Raw genomic sequence first — 18,726 nt, forward strand, 5'->3', positions numbered from 1 at the left:
GGCCCCCGGTCGCGGCGCCGGTGGCCCTCGCCAGCGATGTCCTAGGCTCGCCGGGTGGGCCGCCAGGGACGACGCATCGACACGCGCGCCCGCTCGGCGACCCGTCGTACGGCGGCCGCCGGGGTCCTCGGCGGCCTGGTCACCGGGCTCGTCGGCGGCGTGGTCCCGGGCCTCGCCGGACCTGCTGCCGCCGCCGCCAGGACCGCTGCGGCCGAGCCGTCCACGCCCCTGAGCGTCGAGCTGGACGACATCGTGCCCGGCGAGCTGCCCCGCAGCGGCCGCGTCGAGATCACCGGCTCGGTCACCAACGACGACGACGAGGCGTGGCGCCAGGTCAAGCTCTACCCCTTCATCGGCGCCGACCCCATCGACGACGCCGCCGAGCTCGACGAGGCCGCCCTGGCACCCGAGGACCTGCTGGTCGGCGACCGGGTCGTCGACGAGGCGGCCACGGACCTGGTCCAGGTCCTCGCGCCGGGGGAGAGCGCGTCCTTCTCGCTCTCGGTGCCCAGCCGGCTGCTGCTCGAGGAGGCCGCCGGCGGGGCCGCGGAGGCGGAGCCGGGCGTCTACTGGTTCGGCGTCCACGCCCTGGGCGAGAGCACCGCCGGGCGCGACCAGTTCACCGACGGCCGGGCCCGCACCTTCCTGCCGCTGATGCCCGAGGAGGTCGCCGAGCCGCTCCCGGTCTCGCTGGTGGTCCCTCTGCGCACCCCGGTCTCCTACGCCGCCGACGGCTCGGTCGCCGACACCGCCGGCTGGGCGCAGCGGCTCGGGCTCGGCGGCTCCCTGCGCGACCGCGTCGACTTCGGTGCCGCCGCCGGCAGCGCACCGGTGAGCTGGCTGGTCGACCCGGCCGTGGTCGAGGCCGTCACGCAGCTCGCCGGTGCCAACCCTCCGCGCAGCCTGGCTCCCACCGACGAGGCCCCGGACGGGCAGGGCGGCGACGGCGGCGACGGCGGCGACGAGGAGCAGGACCCGCCGGAGGGACCGCCCGCGGACTCCGACGGCACCGACGGCACCAGCCCGGACGACGACCTCGACTACTCCGGCACGACCGTCCCCGCACCGGACCCCGCCGACGACGCGAGCGCGATCCCCTCGGAGGACCCCGACGCCTCGGAGGAGCCCGGGACGGTGCCCCCGGAGACCGGTGACACCAGCACGACCGAGGCCGCCGAGCGCGCCCTGGCCTGGCTGGACCGCTTCCGCGACGTCGCCGGTGACGACGAGGTGCTCGCGCTGCCCTACGGCGACGTCGACGTGGCCGCCGCCCTCGAGCACGACCCGCGCACCTACCTCGAGGCGCGCCGCAGGACGAGCGCCGCGCTGCGGTCGCTGGTGGGCGCCGACGACCCGGTGCCGGTCGTGGCTCCCCCGACGGCTTCCTGACCGCCGCCGAGATCGCGGCCCTCGACGAGCTCGACCCGGCCTCGCTGCTGCTGGGCAGCGACGCGATGGTCCAGGGCCTCGCGCCCAGCCTGGCCACGATCGCCGACCGTGCGGTGGTGCTGGCCTCCGACGGCGCGAGCTCGGGGGGCCCCGGTCCCACCGACCCCCTGACCAGCCTGGCGCTGCGGCAGCGGATCCTGGCCGAGGCCGCGCTGCGCCTCGTCGACGCCGACGAGGCCGCCGCGGCGCTCCCGGAGACCACCGAGACCACCGAGGCCACCGCCCTCGACACCTCCGCCTCCGCTGGACCCTCGTCGGGCCCGGGGCGGACCGACACCGAGCTCACGGGCGCCCCGGACCCCGTCCCCACCGTGGACCCCGAGCCCCTGGTGGTGGTCATGCCGGACGACTGGGACCCCCAGAGCGGCGGGAGCTTCTTCACCGCCCTCGGCGACGCCGGTCTCGACCTGGTCCCGCTGTCCGCGTCGGCGGAGCAGGACGGCGTCACGGTGCCGTCCGACGACCTGGCCGAGCCCCCGGAGACCACGCCGGCCCCGCTCGACGCCGGCGCCTTCTCCGCCGCCGGCGCCCTGCGTCGCAACGGGGTGACCCTGCAGAACCTGCTGACCCGGAACTCGGAGGTGGCCTCGGCCGTGGCAGGTGAGGCACTGACCACCCTGTCGTACGACGAACGGGTCGACCCCGGGAACGCCCGGGACCGGGCCCGCACGTCCACGGTCTGGATCCGTGAGCGGCTCGGTGCCGTGACCATCGACGCCCCGCCGGGGATCACGCTGTCCGGCGACACCGGGGACTTCTCGGCCACGGTGGTCAACAACCTCGACGAGCCCGTGACGGTCGGGGTGGAGGCCGTCGTGGACGGGGGGATCACCGTCCGCACCCCCGAGGCCGTCGAGATCGGTCCGGACGCCCGGACGACCGTCCTGCTCGAGACCTCCGACACCAGCCCCGGCGTGCACAACGTCGAGCTGCGCGTGGTCGACGTCGACGGCCGCGTGCTGCCGGCCAGCGACTCGGTCCCGATCCGGTCCTCCCAGGTCAGCAACGTGATCTGGGTGATCATCGCCACCGGCGTCGGGCTGCTCGTCGTGGCCGTCGTGCTCCGGGCCGTACGCCGGGTCCGGGGACGCGGCGGCGTGCCCGCGGACGGCCGCCCGTGACCGGGGCCGACACCGGGGCCGACACCGGGGCTGCCCCGGACACCGCACCGGACACCGCACCGGACACCCCCCAGGACGCCACCGCGGCCGCGAAGCAGGCCGAGTCGGCCTCCCGGGTCGCTGCGGCGGAGGCGGAGGCGGCGGACCAGAAGAGCCTGCTCGGCAGCAGCGCGGTGATGGCCGCCGGCACGGTGGTGTCGCGGATGTCGGGGTTCGTGCGGACCGCGCTGCTCGCCGCGGCGCTGGGCGCCGGGCTGCACGCCGACCTGTTCACGATCGCCAACACCGTGCCGAACATGCTCTACATCCTGCTGGCCGGCGGCGTGTTCAACGCCGTGCTGGTGCCGCAGCTGGTGCGTGCGATGAAGGGCGACCCCGACGGCGGCGAGGCCTACACCAACCGGGTCGTCACCCTGGCCGCCGTCTTCCTGCTCGTGGTCACGGTCGCGCTGGTCGTCGCGGCCCCGCTGGTGATGGACGTGCTGCTCGGCTCCGAGTTCGGCGAGCCCGAGCTCGCCGCCCAGCGCAGCTCGGCGATCGGCTTCGCCCGCTACTGCCTGCCGCAGGTGTTCTTCTACGGGATGTTCGTGCTGGTCGGTCAGATCCTGAACTCCCGCGGCCGGTTCGGGCCGATGATGTGGGCGCCGATCGCCAACAACGTCCTCGCGGTGGCCGTGCTCGCCGTCTACCTGGTGCTCTACGGACCCGCCACCACCGCCGAGCAGTCCGGGCCGTTCTCGCCGGCCCAGGAGGCGCTGCTCGGGATCGGTTCCACGCTGGGGATCGTGGCGCAGCTGGTGATCCTGGTGCCCTACCTGCGCTCGGCCGGGTTCCGCTACCGGCCGCGCTTCGACTTCCGCGGCACCGGCCTGGGACACACCCTGCGGCTGGGCACCTGGACGGTCGCGTTCGTGATCGTGAACCAGCTGGCGTACACCGTCGTGGTCCGGCTGGCCTCCGGGGGCACGGCCCAGAGCCCCGAGGGCACCGGCATCACCGTCTACTCCAGCGCGATGCTGATCATGATGGTGCCGCACTCGGTGGTCACGGTCTCGCTGGCCACCGCGATCCTCCCGCGGCTGTCCGCCCACGCCGCGGAGGGTCGGCTGCCGGCCCTGGCCACCGGGCTCGTCTCGACCCTGCGGACCGCCCTGGTGGTGATCTTGCCGTTCGGCCTCCTGCTGCCGGTGCTGGCCCGCGACATCTCCCACGTCGTGTGGGGCCACGGCGCGACGGCCGACACCTGGCCCCGGTACGCCCCGACGCTCGGGCTGCTCGGGATCGGGCTGATCTTCTTCACCCTGCACTACCTGATGCTGCGCGGGTTCTACGCCGTCGAGCGCACCCGGACGGTGTTCTGGGTCCAGTGCGCGGTCTCGGGCACCAACATCGCCGTCGCCGTCGCGCTGGTGGGCCGCACCGACCCCGCGCAGACCTCGCCGGCGCTGGTGGTGGCCTACATCGCGGCGTACGCCGTGGGCTCCCTGGTCTCCTACACCGTCCTGGGCCGCCTGCTCGGTGGTCTCGGGACGCGCCGGCTGCTGGCCTTCGGGGCCCGTCTCGGGCTCGCCGCCGTCCTGGCCACCGGGCTCGCGCTCGCGGTGGTGCTGGGTCTCGACGCCCTCAGCCCGGACCGTCCCTGGACCCTCTCGGCCGTGCACGTGCTCGTCGGGGGTGGCGTCGACGTGGTCGCGTTCCTGCTGCTGGCGCGGCTGCTGAGGATCGAGGAGGTCTCGGCGGTCACCGGGCTCGTGACCGGCCGGCTGCCCGCGCGCCTGGTCCCGGGACGCCGCCGGTGAGCGGGCCTACGATGGGCCTCCCGACGACCTCGCGCACGACGAGGGGACCAGCGGCACCGCAGGGAGGACGACGACGACCGTGACCGGCGCCTTCCGTCCCGGCGACGTCCTCGCACGCCGCTACCGCCTCGTCGACCTGCTGGTCGAGAGCGGCAGCGGACGCTTCTGGCGTGCGCACGACCTCGTGCTGGACCGCCACGTGGCGCTGCACACCATCGCCGCGGACGACGCCCGGTCCCAGGCCCTGCTCGACGCCGCGCGCGCCTCGACCGCCGTGGCCGACCGGCGCCTGCTGCGGGTGCTCGACGCCGCGGTCGACGACGACGTCTGCTACGTCGTCAACGAGTGGGGCTCGGGGGTCTCGCTGGACATCCTGGTCGGTGGCGGCCAGGTGCTCGCCCCCCGCCACGCCGCCTGGGTCGTCGCGCAGGTGGCCGACAGCGTGGCCCGCGCCCACGCCGCCGGGATCGGCCACGGTCGGCTGGCACCCGAGAACGTGCTGGTCGACCGGCACGGCCAGGTCCGCGTGATCGGGCTGTGCGTCGACGCCGCGCTGCACGGCGTCCCCCACGACCGCACCTCGACCGACGTGACGGACCTGGCCGGTCTGCTCTACTGCGCGCTGACCGCGAGCTGGGCCGGTGCGTCGGCCTCCGACGTCCGGGCGGCTCCGGTCGAGCACGGGCACGTGCTGCGGCCCCGCCGGGTCCGCGCCGGCGTGCCGCGACCGCTCGACCAGCTCTGCGACCTGGTCCTGCACCCCCACCTCGACACCCGGGGCCGCCTGGACGTCACGGCCGCCGGGATCGCCGAGCGGCTGGTCGAGTTCGTCGGCGACGAGGCCGGCCTCACCGACGCGCTGGTCGCGACCCTGCCCCCCGTGCGCGAGCGGTTCCCGACGTCCCTGCCCCCGGTGCCCGAGATCCCCGCGCGCCCGGACCCCCCCGAGGACGAGGCCGAGGCCGACACCGCGTCCGTCGCCGCGGTCGCGGACCTGCCCACCGAGGCGGCGCTCCCGGCGTACGACGCCGACGAGGACACCACGGACGGCACGGGTGCCGGGACGGACACCGGCCGCAGCGGCGGGAGCAGCGGTGCGCGCCGCGCCCGACGTACGCCCGGCCCGCCCCCACCGCGCCCGCCGGACCCGCCCTCACGGCCGCTCTTCGCCCCCGACCCCCTGACGGCACCCCCGTGCGCCGCTCCCGGCGGGCCGCCACGACCACTGCGGTCGGGGCCGGCGGGGCGGGCGCTGGTGCGACCGCCGGTGCGACCGCTGGTGCGGGCAACCCCACCGGGTCGACCTACTGGCCCTGGGACACCGGGCAGGGCGACCCGGCGGACTCGACCGGCTCGGGCGTGCTGCCGGCCGTCCAGGAACCGGTGCCCGGGCGCCGCTCCCAGCGGGTCGGCATCGTGATCGCCCTGCTCGTGCTGGTCCTGGTCGCCGCGGTGGTGGCCTACAACCTCGGCCGCGGGCGCACGCCCCTGGGTGCGGAGCCCGAGGCGTCGGCCACCCCGACGCCCAGCGCCGCCGCCGCCCCCGAGCCGGTCGCCGTCGAGGGTCTGACGGCGAGCCTGCTCGACCCCCAGGGCGGGGGCTCGGAGGACGACGGCGAGGCGCCGCTGGCCGTCGACGACGACCCGGCGACCGGCTGGTCGACCCTGACCTACTTCCAGCAGCTCGGCCCGGGTGGCCTCAAGACGGGCCTGGGCCTGACGATCGACCTCGGCGAGGAGCGTGACGTCGCCGCGGTCGACCTCGCCTTCGACGGCGCGCCCACCAGCGCCACCGTCTTCACCTCCGACACCCCCCGACCGGGGTGGACGGCCTCACCGCCGTGGCGTCCGTCGACGGCGCCGGGCCGGAGGCCGGCCTCGACCTCGAGGAGCCGGTCGCGGCCCGCTACCTGGTGGTCTGGCTGACCGCGCTCCCGCCCGTCGAGGGCGGGTTCTCCGGCGGGCTGCGCGACGTCGCGGTGTCGGAGGTCCCCCGTGGGTGAGGACCGGGCCGGCCGTGAGCCCGGGGCGCCCGGTGCCTGAGCCGTCCGGGGGACGGGCCGGCAGCTGGGCGGACCCCCGTGACGACGCGACGCTGCTCGCCGCGCACGTCGCCGGTGACAGCGAGGCCTTCGGGGTGCTGGTCCGCCGCCACCAGGACCGGCTCTGGGCGGTCGCGCTGCGCACCTGCGGACACCCGGAGGACGCCGCCGACGCGCTCCAGGACGCCCTGGTCGCGGCCCACCGCCGCGCCGCGACCTTCCGGGGGGAGGCCGCGGTCACCACGTGGCTGCACCGCGTCGTCGTCAACGCGTGCCTCGACCGGCTCCGGGCCGCGAAGGTCCGCCGCACCGACCCGCTGCCCGACGACGTGGTGGACCGGCCCGGGACCACCACGGGCACCGGGTCCGCGCCCGCCTCGGGCACCGGGACCGCGGACCCTGCGGCCGCCGCCGTGACCACGGACCGTCGGCGTCGGGTGGTCGAGGCGCTGGCCACCCTGCCGGCGCCCCAGCGCGCCGCGGTCGTCCTGGTGGACCTGGAGGGCTACTCGATGGCCGAGGCGGCCGAGGTGCTCGACTGCGCCGTCGGCACCGTGAAGTCACGCTGCTCGCGCGGACGCGCGAGCCTGGCGACGCTGCTCCGGCCGCTGCTCGACGACGCCGAGGACGAGCCGGACCGCCCGATCCCCCGGGGACGGAACCACCCGGCCTCCCGGCACGTCCCATCCACGCCCCCACGAGGGCCCCCGACCCAGGCCTAGGCACGCCCGACGGGCCGAGGCCCTCCGGGGCCCGCCCCGCCCCTGCCGCGGGGCCTGGGACGATGGTCCGCCCGCACCCCGCCGTCCCGTGCCCGTCCCCTGTCCGTCCCTGTCCGTCCTCGTCCACGTCCGCTGCCCACCGGAGGAACCCCGTGCCCGACCGTGACCCGACGCCCCGTGAGGAGGCGGCCCTGCGCCGCCTGCTCCGGGACGCGCGCCACGACGGACCCGTCCCGCCCGAGGTCGCCGCACGGACCGAGGAGACGCTGGCGTCGTTGGGCGCCGGCCAGGCCACGACCGCACCCGCGGTGCACGGTGGCGCCGACCACCACCGCCGCCGCCGGGTCGCGACGGCGCTGCTCGTCGCCGCCGTCAGCGTCGTGGTCGTCGGCATCGGCACCGGCCAGGTCCTGCGACCGGCCAGCGACCAGGCGTCGGGCGGTGCCGCGTCCGAGAGCGCCGGCAGCGCCGCCCGGGACACCCCTCCCGACCGGGCCGGGTCCGAGGACGAGGCCGCGCAGGAGAGCACCGACGAGCTCGACACCCTCTCGGAGCCGTCCGGCGAACCCGACGGCGCCGGCCGTCGTGACGTCGCGGTCGAGCGGCTCGCCCTCGTCGACGACCCGCCGGCCGTCCGGGAGACGCGGTTCGCCCGCGACGTGAGGCGGGTCCGCGCCCTGCAGCAGGTCGAGCGCGGCGAGCGGTCGTCGCCCGAGGCGCAGGACGGGGCCGGGCTCCCGGCCCGGGACCCCGCCCCGGGGTTCACCTGCGCGCAAGCCGACTTCGGCCCGGGCCGACCGGTGGCGGTCCGCTACGAGGAGGCGCCCGCCGTCCTCGTGCTCCGCCCGGCCACCCGGGCCACGCAGGTCGCGGACCTGGTCGAGTGCCGCAGCGGCGACGTGCTCCGCTCCGTCACCCTCCCCCGCTGACCCGTCACCCGTCCGCCCGGACGCACCTGGCCACACCGGGCCCGGGAACACCCGGGCCCTACGATCGGTTGGGACCAGCGACGGCCCGCTCCCCCGCGGCGCCGCGCCCGCCGTACCAGTCGAGGAGAGAGACGCCTGTCATGAGCGACCCCCGCAACGTGATCATCATCGGCTCGGGACCGGCCGGCTACACCGCCGCCGTGTACGCCGCTCGTGCCAACCTGAAGCCGCTGGTCCTCGAGGGCTCGGTGACGGCCGGTGGTGCCCTGATGAACACCACCGAGGTGGAGAACTTCCCGGGCTTCCGCAGCGGCATCATGGGCCCGGCCCTGATGGACGAGATGCGGGCGCAGGCCGAGCGCTTCGGCGCCGAGCTGCTGCCCGACGACGCGACCGAGGTCGACCTGACCGGCGCGCTGAAGACCGTGACGACCGCCACCGAGACCTACCAGGCGCGCGCGGTGATCCTGGCGACCGGCTCGGGCTACCGCAAGCTGGGCCTGCCCCGCGAGGACGAGCTGTCCGGTCGCGGCGTCTCGTGGTGCGCCACGTGCGACGGCTTCTTCTTCCGCGAGCAGCACATCGCCGTCGTCGGCGGCGGGGACTCGGCCATCGAGGAGGCGACCTTCCTGACCCGGTTCGGCTCCAAGGTGTCGCTGATCGTGCGCCGCGACGAGCTGCGCGCCTCCAAGATCATGCAGGAGCGCGCGTTCGCCGACCCGAAGCTCGAGATCATCTGGAACGCCGCCGTCGAGGAGATCCACGGCGCGGACCGGCTGGAGTCGCTGACGCTCAAGGACACCGTCACCGGCGAGACCCGGCCCCTGGACGCCACGGGCCTGTTCATCGCGATCGGGCACGACCCCCGCTCGGAGCTGCTGCACGGCCAGGTCGACCTCGACGAGAACGGCTACGTCCTGGTCACCCACCCGGGCACCGCCACCAACGCGGCCGGCGTCTTCGCGTGCGGCGACCTGGTCGACCACCACTACCGCCAGGCGATCACGGCGGCCGGGACCGGCTGCGCCGCGGCGCTGGACGCCGAGCGCTACATCGCCGAGATCGAGCACGTCGCGATCACCAGCGGCACCTCGCCGGAGACGGTCGCCGAGATCGTGCAGACGGCCGGCGCCACCAGCGCCGGCTGAGGCCGACGGCGCCCACCTGGAACAAAGCCCGGGTGGGGCGCGTTCTCCTCACGACCGGGCGGCGCGAGCCGCCGGTCACCCAGACCCCTGCAGCATGGAAGGAACGTCATCGTGAGCAACATGGCCGCCGTCACCGACGCCGAGTTCGAGTCCCAGGTCCTGAAGTCCGAGAAGCCCGTCCTGGTGGACTTCTGGGCCGAGTGGTGCGGCCCGTGCCGCCAGGTCTCGCCGATCCTGGACGAGCTGTCCGGTGAGCACGGCGACAAGATCACGTTCCTGAAGATGAACGTGGACGAGAACCCGGTCACCCCGAGCTCGTACCGGGTCACCGGCATCCCGACGATCAACGTCTACCAGGGCGGCGAGGTCGTCAAGAGCATCGTCGGCGCCCGCCCCAAGGCCGCGATCCTCAAGGAGCTCGACGACTTCCTGGCCTGAGCCGGCCCCGCAGCACCCGCGCAGACGCGTCCCGCCGCACGGCGGGGCGCGTCTCGTGCGTCCGGGCGGGGCTCGGCACGGGGACGGGGGGACGCACCACCCCGCGCAGCCGCTCGACGGCGGCCTCCACCTCGTCGCGCCACCGCAGCAGCGAGCGCAGGTCCATCCGCATCCGGGGGTGGAGCGGGTGCTCGCGCTGGGTGGCGAACCCGACCCGGGCCAGGAAGTCCGCCGGCGGCGTGCAGGACGACCACCCGGGCGCCCGGGTGAGCGGGCCGGTGGTGCCGAAGGCCTCGACCGCTCGGTAGCCACCACGCTCGACCAGGTCGCGGGCCAGGTGCTGCACCAGCTGCCGGCCGAGGCCGGCCCCGGTGTGCGACCGCGCCACCCACAGGTTGGTCAGCAGCACCGCGTCCGGCGAGACCGGGGAGGTGGGGAACCGGTCGGCGCCCGGCACCAGCGCCGGCGGCGCGTACACGACGTACCCCACCGGACGATCGTCGTCGAGCACGACGCGACCGCAGGACCCCCAGTCGCGCAGCACCGACGAGACCCAGGCCCGCTTCTCCACCGAGCGCTGCTCGGCGTCGTGGTCGAGCCGGCCGGCGTCGGCCGGGGTGCACTCCCACGCCACGCACGTCGAGCACGGCCCGGGCATCGCCGCGAGGCGGTCGGGGGTGAGCGGCACGATCCGGCGGGTCACACCGCCGATCGTAGGCCGCGGGCCCCGGCCCGCAGCGAGATCCGCGTGGCCGCGCCCCCGCCCACCTGCGAGGATGACGCGGTGCGCCAGATCCGCCAGAGCCGCAAGCTCCACGACGTCCGCTACGACGTCCGGGGACCCATCCTCGTCGAGGCCCAGCGCCTGGAGGCGGAGGGACACCGGATCCTGAAGCTCAACATCGGCAACCCGGCGCCGTTCGGCTTCGAGGCCCCCGAGGCGATCCTCGCCGACATGCACCACCACCTGCACGAGGCGCAGGGCTACAGCGACTCCCGCGGGATCTACCCCGCCCGCACGGCCGTGGCGCAGTACTACCAGCAGCAGGGCCTGCGCGACGCCGTCGTCGACGACGTCTTCATCGGCAACGGCGTCTCCGAGCTGATCTCGATGGTGCTCCAGGCCTTTGTCGACGACGGCAACGAGATCCTGGTGCCGGCGCCGGACTACCCGCTGTGGACCGGGGCCGTGACGCTGTCCGGCGGGGTGCCGGTGCACTACGAGTGCGACGAGGCGGACGGGTGGAACCCCGACCTGGCCGACGTCGAGGCCAAGATCACCGAGCACACCCAGGCCCTGGTCATCATCAACCCCAACAACCCCACGGGCGCGGTCTACAGCAAGGAGGTCGTCGAGGGCCTGGTCGACATCGCCCGGCGCCACGAGCTGGTCGTGTTCTCCGACGAGATCTACGAGAAGATCCTCTTCGAGGACGCCGTCCACCACCACGCGGCGCTCGCCGCCGGGGACGACGTACTGTGCCTGACCTTCAGCGGCCTGTCGAAGGCCTACCGCGTCTGCGGCTACCGGGCCGGCTGGGTGCTGATCTCGGGCCCCCAGGAGGTCGCGACCGACTTCATCGAGGGCCTCACGCTGATCGCCAACATGCGGATGTGCGCCAACGTGCCGGCCCAGCACGCGATCCAGACCGCCCTCGGCGGGTACCAGTCCATCGAGGAGCTGATCGTGCCCGGAGGACGCTTCTACGAGCAGTCCATGCTGGCCGACCGGATGCTCAACGAGATCCCCGGGGTGACCTCCGTACGCCCCCGCGGGGCGCTCTACTGCTTCCCGCGCCTGGACCCCGAGGTCTACCCGATCGAGGACGACGAGGCGTTCGTGATCGAGCTGCTGCGCGCCAAGAAGATCCTGGTCACGCACGGCACCGGGTTCAACTGGGTCCGCCCCGACCACTTCCGGCTGGTGACGCTGCCCGACGTCGCCGTCCTGGAGGAGGCCATCGGCCGGATCGGCGACTTCCTGGCCGGGCGCCGGTCGTGACCGGCCCGCCCACCTCGTCCCGGCCCGAGCCCGTCCCGCCCGCCCGACACCGCAGGAGCAACCACCGTGCGTGACCTGACCTACCCACCCATCATCGCCGCGGCCAAGACCTCGTTCCGCCTGCTCGGGCAGCGCTTCGTGATGACCGGCACCGAGCACGTGCCGCGCACCGGCGGGGTCCTGCTGGCCTACAACCACATCGGGTACGTCGACTTCGTCTACGGCGGCCTCGCGGCCAACCCGTCGGGCCGCCTGGTGCGGTTCATGGCCAAGCGCGAGCTGTTCGACCACCGGTGGACCGGGCCGCTGATGCGCTCGCTGCACCACATCGAGGTCGACCGCGGTGACGGTGTGCAGTCCTACCAGACGGCCGTGGACCGGCTCCGAGGCGGCGAGGCCGTCGGAATCTTCCCCGAGGCGACGATCTCCCGCTCCTTCGAGCTCAAGGACTTCAAGACCGGGACGGTCCGGATCGCAGCCGCGGCCGGGGTCCCGCTGCTGCCCGTGATCCTCTGGGGCACCCAGCGGATGATGACCAAGGACCACGACAAGGACTTCTCGCGGGGCAAGACCATCGCGATCAGCGTCGGTGAGCCCCTGCACCCCACGGGCGCCGACCCCGTCGCGGAGACCCGCGAGCTGAAGGACCGGATGACCGGGATGCTGGACAGCACGATCCGGGCCTACCCCGAGACCGAGCAGCCTCCGGGCAGCTGGTGGCTGCCCGCGTCGTACGGCGGCAGCGCCCCCACCCCGGAGGAGGCCCTCCGTCTCGACGCCGAGGAGAAGCGCCGGCGCGCCGAGAAGCGGCGCGCGGCGCGGAAGAAGTAGTCATGTCGACATGTCGTTTTACCGACATGTCGATCTGTCGGCAAAGCGCTTTGTCGACAAACGTCTGGACGCCGCGGCAGCCGCACGCCCCTGACCTGCAGGGATGGGTCCAGCCGACAGGCGCGGCCGGTTGCTGTTCCACGTGAAACGCGCTCCGACGCTCCCCGGGCGTCGCGCAGCACGCCCGGCCGAGCGGTCGGAACGGCCGTCAGACCGGGCGATCGGTGCGGGCTGTCAGACCGGGCGGTCGGTGCGGTTCCGGGGATCCATGACCTCGATGATCCGCTGCAGGTCGTCCAGGGAGGCGAACTCCACGGTGATCTTGCCCTTCGACCGCCCGAGGTCGACCTTGACCCGCGTCTCGAACCTGTCGGAGAGACGGTCGGCGATCTCGCTCAGCCCGGGGGCCGACGGACGACGGCGTGCGGGGGACCGACGCCCACCGCCGTCGTCACCCACCGCCACGATCTCCTCCAGCGCTCGCACGCTGATCCCCTCCGCCACGATCCGCGACGCCAGCCGGTCCTGCAGGTCGGCGTCGTCGACCGACAGCAGCGCACGGGCGTGGCCGGCAGACAGCACCCCGGCGGCGACCCGTCGTTGGACCGCCGGGCTCAGCCGGAGCAGCCGCAGCGTGTTGCTGATCTGCGGGCGGGACCGGCCGATGCGCTGGGCGAGCTCCTCGTGCGTGATGCCGAAGTCCTCGAGCAGCTGGGCGTAGGCGGACGCCTCCTCGAGCGGGTTCAGCTGCGAGCGGTGCAGGTTCTCCAGCAACGCGTCGCGGAGCATGTCGGTGTCGTCGGTCTCCCGGACGATCGCGGGGATCCGGTCGAGACCCGCTGCCTGGCTGGCGCGCCAGCGGCGCTCACCCATCACCAGCTCGTACGACTCCGGGCCGGTGCGGCGCACCACGATCGGCTGCAGGAGACCGATCTCCCGGACGCTGTGCACCAGCTCGGCCATCGCCTCCTCGTCGAAGACCGACCGCGGCTGCGCCCGGTTGGGCCGGATCTGCTCCGGGGGGAGCTCGACGAAGTACGCGCCCTCGACGGGCGCCAGCTCGACCATGTCGGGGCGGGGCTCGGCCGGTGCCGTCCCGGCCGGCGGTGACGAGGCCGACGGGGTCCCGGCCGGCGGTGTCGCAGCCGACGGTGTCGCGGCGGGCTCGGTCGCGTCCTGCGGCGGCCCGCCGGGCTCGCCGTCGGGGGAGTCCGTCCCGTCGCCCTCCGCCGGGGCTGGCGGCGCCTGGGTCGGGATGAGGGACCCCAGACCGCGTCCCAGACCGCGGCGCGGTCCCGGTCGCGCGCCCGTCATGCCGTCACCGCGCGCTCGGTAATCTCACGGGCGGCCTCGAGGTAGCTCAACGCGCCCGGTGAACCCGGGTCGTAGGTCATCACGGTCTGAGCGTAGGACGGCGCCTCGCTCACCCGGACCGACCGGGGGATGTTCGTCCGCAGCACCTGGTCGCCGAAGTGCTCCCGCACCTCCGAGGCCACGCCCGCCGCCAGCCGCGTCCGGGCGTCGAACATCGTCAGCAGGATGGTGCTGACCGACAACGCCGGGTTCAGGTGCGCCCGGACCATCTCGACGGTCTCGATCAGCAGTCCCAGACCCTCCAGGGCGTAGTACTCCGCCTGGATCGGGATCATCATCTCCTCGCCGGCCACCAGGGCGTTCAGCGTCAGCAGGCCCAGCGACGGGGGACAGTCCACGATCACGTAGTCGTAGCGGGCGTCGCCGGCCTTCTCCGCGGTGCCGACGAGGGGGTGGGCGAGGATCGCCTTCTTCAGCCGGCTCTCCCGCGCCACCACGCTCACGAGCTCGATCTCGGCGCCGGCCAGGTCGATCGTCGCCGGCACCACGTCCAGGCCCTCGACGTCCGGGCACGGGCTGGCCACGTCCTGCAGCGCCGCCCCGTCGACCAGGGCGTCGTAGGTCCCCGGCGTCCCGCGGTGGTGGTCGATGTTGAGCGCCGTCGACGCGTTGCCCTGGGGATCGAGGTCGATCACCAGCACCCGCTGCCCGAGCTGGGCCAGCCCGGCCGCGATGTTGACGGTCGACGTCGTCTTGCCGACGCCGCCCTTCTGGTTCGCCACGACGAACACCCGGGTCGCCGTGGGTCGCTCGGCCGACGGCCGGGAGGCCGCGCTGCGCCGGGCCCACAACGAGTGCTGCGCCGCACGCGCCAGTGGTGTCAGCTGGTCCTCGAACCCGGTCTCACGCTCCGCCAGCTCGGCGGCGGTGAGCACGCCGCTGCCGAGGGGGTTCAACGTTCCACGTGGAACATCGCGGTCTTCCGGCACGGGGCCTCCTGTGGAGAACAAGCAGAATCTGTGGACAATCACGCTCAGGACGTGCACCGGAGCGGTGGATAACTCGTCAATCACCGGTGCCGCGTCGCACCACGGCCGTTCCGGTCTTCCGCGACCGTGAGGCCTCCGGCAGCCACGTCACCGGCCTCGCCGGCTCCTGCCGCCGCCTCGACCACCCCGACGCTGGGACGGCCCCGACCGCGGCCCCGAACCACCCGGAGGACCGGCGGTCGACGATACCCGTGCCGGCTCGGCCCAGCGAACGCGCACGGCCCGGACGGTCGACGCGTCGTCCCCGGGACCCGTCGCGACGTCGACCGGCTCGACGCCCCCGGGACCCACCTGCACCAGCTCGGGCGCGGCCCACCCGTGCCGTGCGAGCAGGGGCCTGACAGCGCGGATCTCCTCGCCGGCGGTGGAGCCCTTCAGCGCCAGGACGTGGCCGTCCGGCGACGTCAGCGGCATGCACCACTCGAGCAGACGCCCGAGGGGGGCCACCGCGCGCGAGGTCACCACGTCGAACAGCGCCGACCCGTGCAGGTCCTCGGCGCGGGACCTCACGACCGTCACGTTGTCCAGGCCGAGCGCGTCGACGACCTCGGTGAGGAAGGTCGTCCGCCGCAGCAGCGGCTCGACCAGGGTCACGTCGAGGTCCGGGCGCCCGATCGCAAGCACCAGGCCCGGCAGGCCGGCACCGCTGCCGACGTCGGCGACCCGGGCACCCACGGCGATCGCCGGGGCCAGGGCCATCGAGTTCACCAGGTGCCGGTCCCACAACCGGGGGACCTCGCGCGGCCCGATCAGCCCGCGCACCACGCCGTCGGAGGCCAGCAGCGCGGCGTACTGCTCCACGCCGGGCATGGCCTCGGACGAGAACACCCCCCGTGCCGTGTCCGGGACGGGGGGTGTTCCACGTGAAACGTCGCTCATCCTGCGGGGAGCACCACGACGTAGCGGCGGGGCTCGGTCCCCTCGGACTCGGAAGCCAGTCCGGCGGCGGCCACGGCGTCGTGGACCACCTTGCGCTGGAACGGGCTCATCGGCTCCAGCGACGCCGGGGAACCCGACTCGCGCACCTCCGCGATCGTGCGCGCGGCCAGCTCCTCCAGCCGACGCTTCTGCTCGGCCCGGTGGCCGCTGATGTCGAGCATCAACCGCGAGCGCTCCCCGGTCTCCCGGTAGACCGCGAGCCGGGTCAGCTCCTGCAGCGCGTCGAGCACCTCACCGTCCTTGCCGACCAGCTGGCCGAGGTCGGCGCCGACGATCGAGACCGCCGCCCGGTCGCCGTCGACGTCCATGTCGAGGTCCCCGTCGAGGTCGGCGATGTCAAGGAGCTCCTCGAGGTAGTCCGCCGCGATGTCACCCTCCTGCTCGAGCTGGCTGAGCCGGTCCGGGGTCCCCTCGGCGGCCGGCGTCCTCTGCTCGGACCCGCCCTCGGGCGCGTCGACGGTCGCGACGTCGTCCGCGTCACCACGGGGAGCGTCACCGGCGGCGTCCGGGGCGACCCCGTCCGGGCTCACCGCCCCGCCGTCCGCCCCGACCTGAGGCTCGGTCTGGTCCCGCTCGTCGATCTGCTCGCTCACTTCTTCCCCTTCTTGTTCGCTGGCTTGGGTCCGCCCCCGGGCCGCTGCCCGGCCGGCCGCTGGCCCGCGGGGCGCTTCTGCGACCCGGACCCTCCGCCCGTGCTCGGTCGCGGCGACCCCTGCTGACGCTGCTGACGCGTCTGGCGCTTCGGCTGCTGGCGCGTCGCCGGGCGGGCCTCGGACGCGGGGACGACCTCGGGCTCGGTCTCCACGACCTCACCCTTGCGGACCGCCTTGGCCTTGTCCCGCTCGAGCTTGGCGTCCATGGCCGGCGTGCCCGGCGCGGGGTTGTTGCGGATGACGTAGAACTGCTGGCCCATGGTCCACAGGTTCGAGGTGGTCCAGTAGAGGAGCACGCCGATCGGGAAGGCCACGCCGCCGAGGCCGAACGCGACCGGGAGCACGTAGAGGAGCAGCTTCTGCTGCTGGGCGTACTGGCCCTTCAGCGCGTCGGCCGGCATGTTCTTGCTCATCAGCTGGCGCTGGGTGATGAAGGTGGTGGCGGTCATCGCCAGGACCAGCACCAGCGCCACGAGCATCACGCTGAGGTCGGGCGTGGGGCCCCAGGTCCGGGACTGCCAGAAGGTGTCCGAGATCGGCACGAAGCCGAAGATGTCGGAGGTGCCGAACGCCTCGGCGCGCGCCGAGGTCATGAAGCCGTGAGGGGTCCCGTCCGCGGCCTGGTCGAGCAGGCGGAACAGGGCGAAGAAGATCGGCATCTGCAGCAGCAGCGGCAGGCAGGACGCGAACGGGTTGGTGCCCGCGTCCTTGTACAGCTTCATGGTCTCCTCGGCCATGCGCTGCCGGTCGTGCCCGTACTTCTTGCGCAGCTCCACCACCTTGGGCTGGATGAGCTGCATGTTCCGGCTGGACTTGATCTGCCGCACGAAGAGCGGGATCAGCGCGATCCGGATGACCACCGTGAGGCCGACGATCGACAGGGCCCAGGCGAGCCCCCCGGCGGGGTCGAGGAACAGGCTGAAGAACTCGTGGAACCCGATCATGATCGCCGAGATCACGTAGTACAGCGGCGTCAGGATGAAGTTCCCGAAGTCGGAGAGTGCTTCCACGGCTCGTCAGGCTCCTTGGGTGTCGGGACGGGTCCCGGCGGTCTGGTGGTCGTGCACGTCGTACGGGTCGGGGTCGGCGGCTGCCTGGTGACCGGGGACGTGGTCGACCCCGCCCTCGGCCCACGGGTGGCACCTGCCGAGTCGGCGGACCGTCAGCCAGGTGCCGCGGGCCGCACCATGGCGCTCCACTGCCTCCAGAGCGTAGGCCGAGCACGAAGGGTAGTAGCGGCAGACCTGGCCGTAGAGCGGGCTGACCACCGCGCGGTAGCCACGGAGCAGGAGCACCAGCACGTGCTTCACGCGCTCACCCGCTCCGTCGGCACCAGGCTGCGCAGGCACCGGTCGAGATCGGCGCCGAGATCGGCGCTGCTGGCCGTGGCGGCCGGGGGCAGCGCGCGGAGCACCACCTCGGTGCCGGCGGGCAGCAGGTCGAGGCGCGCGGCGCACAGGTGGCGCAGCCGGCGCTTGACCCGGGTGCGCACCACCGCGCCGCCGACCGCCTTGGAGACCACGAGACCCACCGACGACGTCCGGGCCGCGGCCGGCGACCCGTCGGGCAGCAGCACGCTGACCACGATCGTCCGGGCAGCACGACGCCGCCCACGCCGGAGGACGCGACGAAAACTCGTGGCGTCGGTCAGGCGGTGGGCGGCGGGCAGCACAAGTCGGTCGGTCTCGGGTCCGCCGGGCGGCTCAGACCGCGAGCTCCTTGCGGCCCTTGCGGCGGCGGGAGTTCAGGATGGCGCGGCCGGCGCGGGTGCGCATGCGCAGGCGGAAGCCGTGCGTCTTGTGGCGGCGACGGTTGTTCGGCTGGTACGTACGCTTGCTCACGGTCGTCTCTTTCGGTTGCTGCGGTCGGTGCCCACGTCCCGGCCTCAGGTAGGTCGCGGGAGTGCGCATTCGGCCGGTGCCGTGCGCCTCGCAGGCAGCTGCGGGCAGGCACCCGCCGACCTCGGATGACCAACAGACGGTACGCGCTGCGGCGTGAGGGGGTCAAACCCACGACGAGCTCCGCCGGCGCCCCGGCCGCCGGCCCGCGACGGACGGCCGCCGACCCGGTGTCGGGCCTGTGGATGACGGCTTGCCGGTGGTGCCGTCGCGGGTTACGTTCCCAGGGTGCCGGAGGCAGGCGCGACGACCGGTCCCCTCCTCTCGGACGACGTAGCCACATCGCCGCGGTTCGGGTCCTGCTAGGCCCCTGACCTGCGACGACAGCACTCCACCGTGATCAGCCACCCGGGTGCCGCCGGACCTCGGCCATCCCCCGGGTCGCCAGTGCA

At 74.2% G+C, this 18,726-nt stretch carries 20 protein-coding genes; 11 read left to right on the top strand and 9 right to left on the bottom strand.

From position 1 onward, the window contains the following. Nucleotides 1-54 precede the first annotated feature (54 nt). The 9 genes from ENKNEFLB_RS22170 to trxA all read left to right on the top strand — a co-directional run bounded on the left by ENKNEFLB_RS22170 (nucleotide 55) and on the right by trxA (nucleotide 9,648). Nucleotides 55-1,389 carry a DUF6049 family protein gene (locus tag ENKNEFLB_RS22170; RefSeq protein ID WP_214057319.1) on the top strand — a complete coding sequence of 445 codons (1,335 nt, stop codon included), beginning with the start codon at nucleotides 55-57 and terminating at the stop codon, nucleotides 1,387-1,389. 65 nt (nucleotides 1,390-1,454) lie between these two features. After that, nucleotides 1,455-2,570: a DUF6049 family protein gene (locus ENKNEFLB_RS22175; RefSeq protein WP_214057320.1), complete on the top strand. Its 1,116-nt coding sequence runs from the start codon at nucleotides 1,455-1,457 to the stop codon at nucleotides 2,568-2,570. Then, the gene (murJ, locus tag ENKNEFLB_RS22180) at nucleotides 2,567-4,369 is read left to right on the top strand and encodes a murein biosynthesis integral membrane protein MurJ (RefSeq protein ID WP_246535745.1); all 1,803 of its coding nucleotides are present in this window, start codon (nucleotides 2,567-2,569) and stop codon (nucleotides 4,367-4,369) included. The genes ENKNEFLB_RS22175 and murJ overlap by 4 nt, the downstream gene beginning before the upstream one ends. A 79-nt stretch (nucleotides 4,370-4,448) precedes the next feature. Beyond that, the gene (locus ENKNEFLB_RS22185) at nucleotides 4,449-5,789 is read left to right on the top strand and encodes a protein kinase family protein (protein WP_214057321.1); all 1,341 of its coding nucleotides are present in this window, start codon (nucleotides 4,449-4,451) and stop codon (nucleotides 5,787-5,789) included. Continuing rightward, nucleotides 5,786-6,295 (top strand): hypothetical protein, encoded by a 510-nt coding sequence (locus tag ENKNEFLB_RS22190; protein ID WP_214057322.1) that lies wholly within the window; start codon nucleotides 5,786-5,788, stop codon nucleotides 6,293-6,295. Before ENKNEFLB_RS22185 ends, ENKNEFLB_RS22190 begins: the two co-directional genes overlap by 4 nt. 109 nt (nucleotides 6,296-6,404) lie before the next feature. Then, nucleotides 6,405-7,133, top strand: coding sequence for an RNA polymerase sigma factor SigM (gene sigM, locus ENKNEFLB_RS22195; RefSeq protein ID WP_214057323.1), 729 nt, complete (start codon nucleotides 6,405-6,407; stop codon nucleotides 7,131-7,133). 152 nt (nucleotides 7,134-7,285) lie between these two features. After that, on the top strand, nucleotides 7,286-8,062 hold the full coding sequence (locus ENKNEFLB_RS22200) for a hypothetical protein (protein ID WP_214057324.1): 777 nt from the start codon (nucleotides 7,286-7,288) through the stop codon (nucleotides 8,060-8,062). A 140-nt stretch (nucleotides 8,063-8,202) separates the two neighbouring features. Continuing rightward, nucleotides 8,203-9,210 (top strand): thioredoxin-disulfide reductase, encoded by a 1,008-nt coding sequence (gene trxB / locus ENKNEFLB_RS22205; protein WP_214057325.1) that lies wholly within the window; start codon nucleotides 8,203-8,205, stop codon nucleotides 9,208-9,210. A gap of 120 nt (nucleotides 9,211-9,330) precedes the next feature. Next, entirely contained in the window at nucleotides 9,331-9,648 is a 318-nt protein-coding gene (trxA, locus tag ENKNEFLB_RS22210) for a thioredoxin (RefSeq protein WP_160010568.1), read from the top strand. Here the strand turns inward: trxA and ENKNEFLB_RS22215 are convergent. Then, nucleotides 9,620-10,351: a GNAT family N-acetyltransferase gene (locus ENKNEFLB_RS22215; RefSeq protein ID WP_214057326.1), complete on the bottom strand. Its 732-nt coding sequence runs from the start codon at nucleotides 10,349-10,351 to the stop codon at nucleotides 9,620-9,622. The two genes, trxA and ENKNEFLB_RS22215, sit on opposite strands and share 29 nt — an antisense overlap. A gap of 81 nt (nucleotides 10,352-10,432) precedes the next feature. On the opposite strand from ENKNEFLB_RS22215, the gene ENKNEFLB_RS22220 reads away from it, so the two are divergent. Together ENKNEFLB_RS22220 and ENKNEFLB_RS22225 are read left to right on the top strand one after the other, a co-directional pair. Then, nucleotides 10,433-11,650: a pyridoxal phosphate-dependent aminotransferase gene (locus ENKNEFLB_RS22220; protein WP_214057327.1), complete on the top strand. Its 1,218-nt coding sequence runs from the start codon at nucleotides 10,433-10,435 to the stop codon at nucleotides 11,648-11,650. A 66-nt stretch (nucleotides 11,651-11,716) separates the two neighbouring features. Continuing rightward, nucleotides 11,717-12,481, top strand: a complete 765-nt coding sequence (locus tag ENKNEFLB_RS22225) for a lysophospholipid acyltransferase family protein (RefSeq protein WP_214057328.1) — start codon at nucleotides 11,717-11,719, stop codon at nucleotides 12,479-12,481. 234 nt (nucleotides 12,482-12,715) lie between these two features. On the opposite strand, the gene ENKNEFLB_RS22230 is transcribed toward ENKNEFLB_RS22225, so the two are convergent. The 8 genes from ENKNEFLB_RS22230 to rpmH form a co-directional block, all read right to left on the bottom strand. Next, complete coding sequence (locus ENKNEFLB_RS22230; protein WP_214057329.1) at nucleotides 12,716-13,795, bottom strand: ParB/RepB/Spo0J family partition protein; 1,080 nt, start codon at nucleotides 13,793-13,795, stop codon at nucleotides 12,716-12,718. Next, nucleotides 13,792-14,751 carry a ParA family protein gene (locus ENKNEFLB_RS22235; protein ID WP_275955930.1) on the bottom strand — a complete coding sequence of 320 codons (960 nt, stop codon included), beginning with the start codon at nucleotides 14,749-14,751 and terminating at the stop codon, nucleotides 13,792-13,794. The genes ENKNEFLB_RS22230 and ENKNEFLB_RS22235 overlap by 4 nt, the downstream gene beginning before the upstream one ends. Before the next feature lie 180 nt (nucleotides 14,752-14,931). Next, nucleotides 14,932-15,654, bottom strand: coding sequence for a 16S rRNA (guanine(527)-N(7))-methyltransferase RsmG (gene rsmG / locus ENKNEFLB_RS22240; RefSeq protein WP_214059685.1), 723 nt, complete (start codon nucleotides 15,652-15,654; stop codon nucleotides 14,932-14,934). Between the two features lie 65 nt (nucleotides 15,655-15,719). Beyond that, nucleotides 15,720-16,313, bottom strand: a complete 594-nt coding sequence (locus ENKNEFLB_RS22245) for a Jag family protein (RefSeq protein ID WP_214059686.1) — start codon at nucleotides 16,311-16,313, stop codon at nucleotides 15,720-15,722. Nucleotides 16,314-16,372: 59 nt separating this feature from the next. After that, on the bottom strand, nucleotides 16,373-17,446 hold the full coding sequence (yidC, locus tag ENKNEFLB_RS22250) for a membrane protein insertase YidC (RefSeq protein ID WP_214057330.1): 1,074 nt from the start codon (nucleotides 17,444-17,446) through the stop codon (nucleotides 16,373-16,375). 6 nt (nucleotides 17,447-17,452) lie between these two features. Then, entirely contained in the window at nucleotides 17,453-17,746 is a 294-nt protein-coding gene (gene yidD, locus ENKNEFLB_RS22255) for a membrane protein insertion efficiency factor YidD (RefSeq protein ID WP_214057331.1), read from the bottom strand. After that, on the bottom strand, nucleotides 17,743-18,108 hold the full coding sequence (gene rnpA, locus ENKNEFLB_RS22260) for a ribonuclease P protein component (RefSeq protein WP_214057332.1): 366 nt from the start codon (nucleotides 18,106-18,108) through the stop codon (nucleotides 17,743-17,745). The genes yidD and rnpA overlap by 4 nt, the downstream gene beginning before the upstream one ends. 31 nt (nucleotides 18,109-18,139) lie before the next feature. Continuing rightward, nucleotides 18,140-18,277: a 50S ribosomal protein L34 gene (gene rpmH / locus ENKNEFLB_RS22265; RefSeq protein ID WP_214057333.1), complete on the bottom strand. Its 138-nt coding sequence runs from the start codon at nucleotides 18,275-18,277 to the stop codon at nucleotides 18,140-18,142. Between the last annotated feature and the right edge of the window lie 449 nt (nucleotides 18,278-18,726).

This window comes from Nocardioides aquaticus, assembly GCF_018459925.1.
Lineage (GTDB): Bacteria > Actinomycetota > Actinomycetes > Propionibacteriales > Nocardioidaceae > Nocardioides > Nocardioides aquaticus.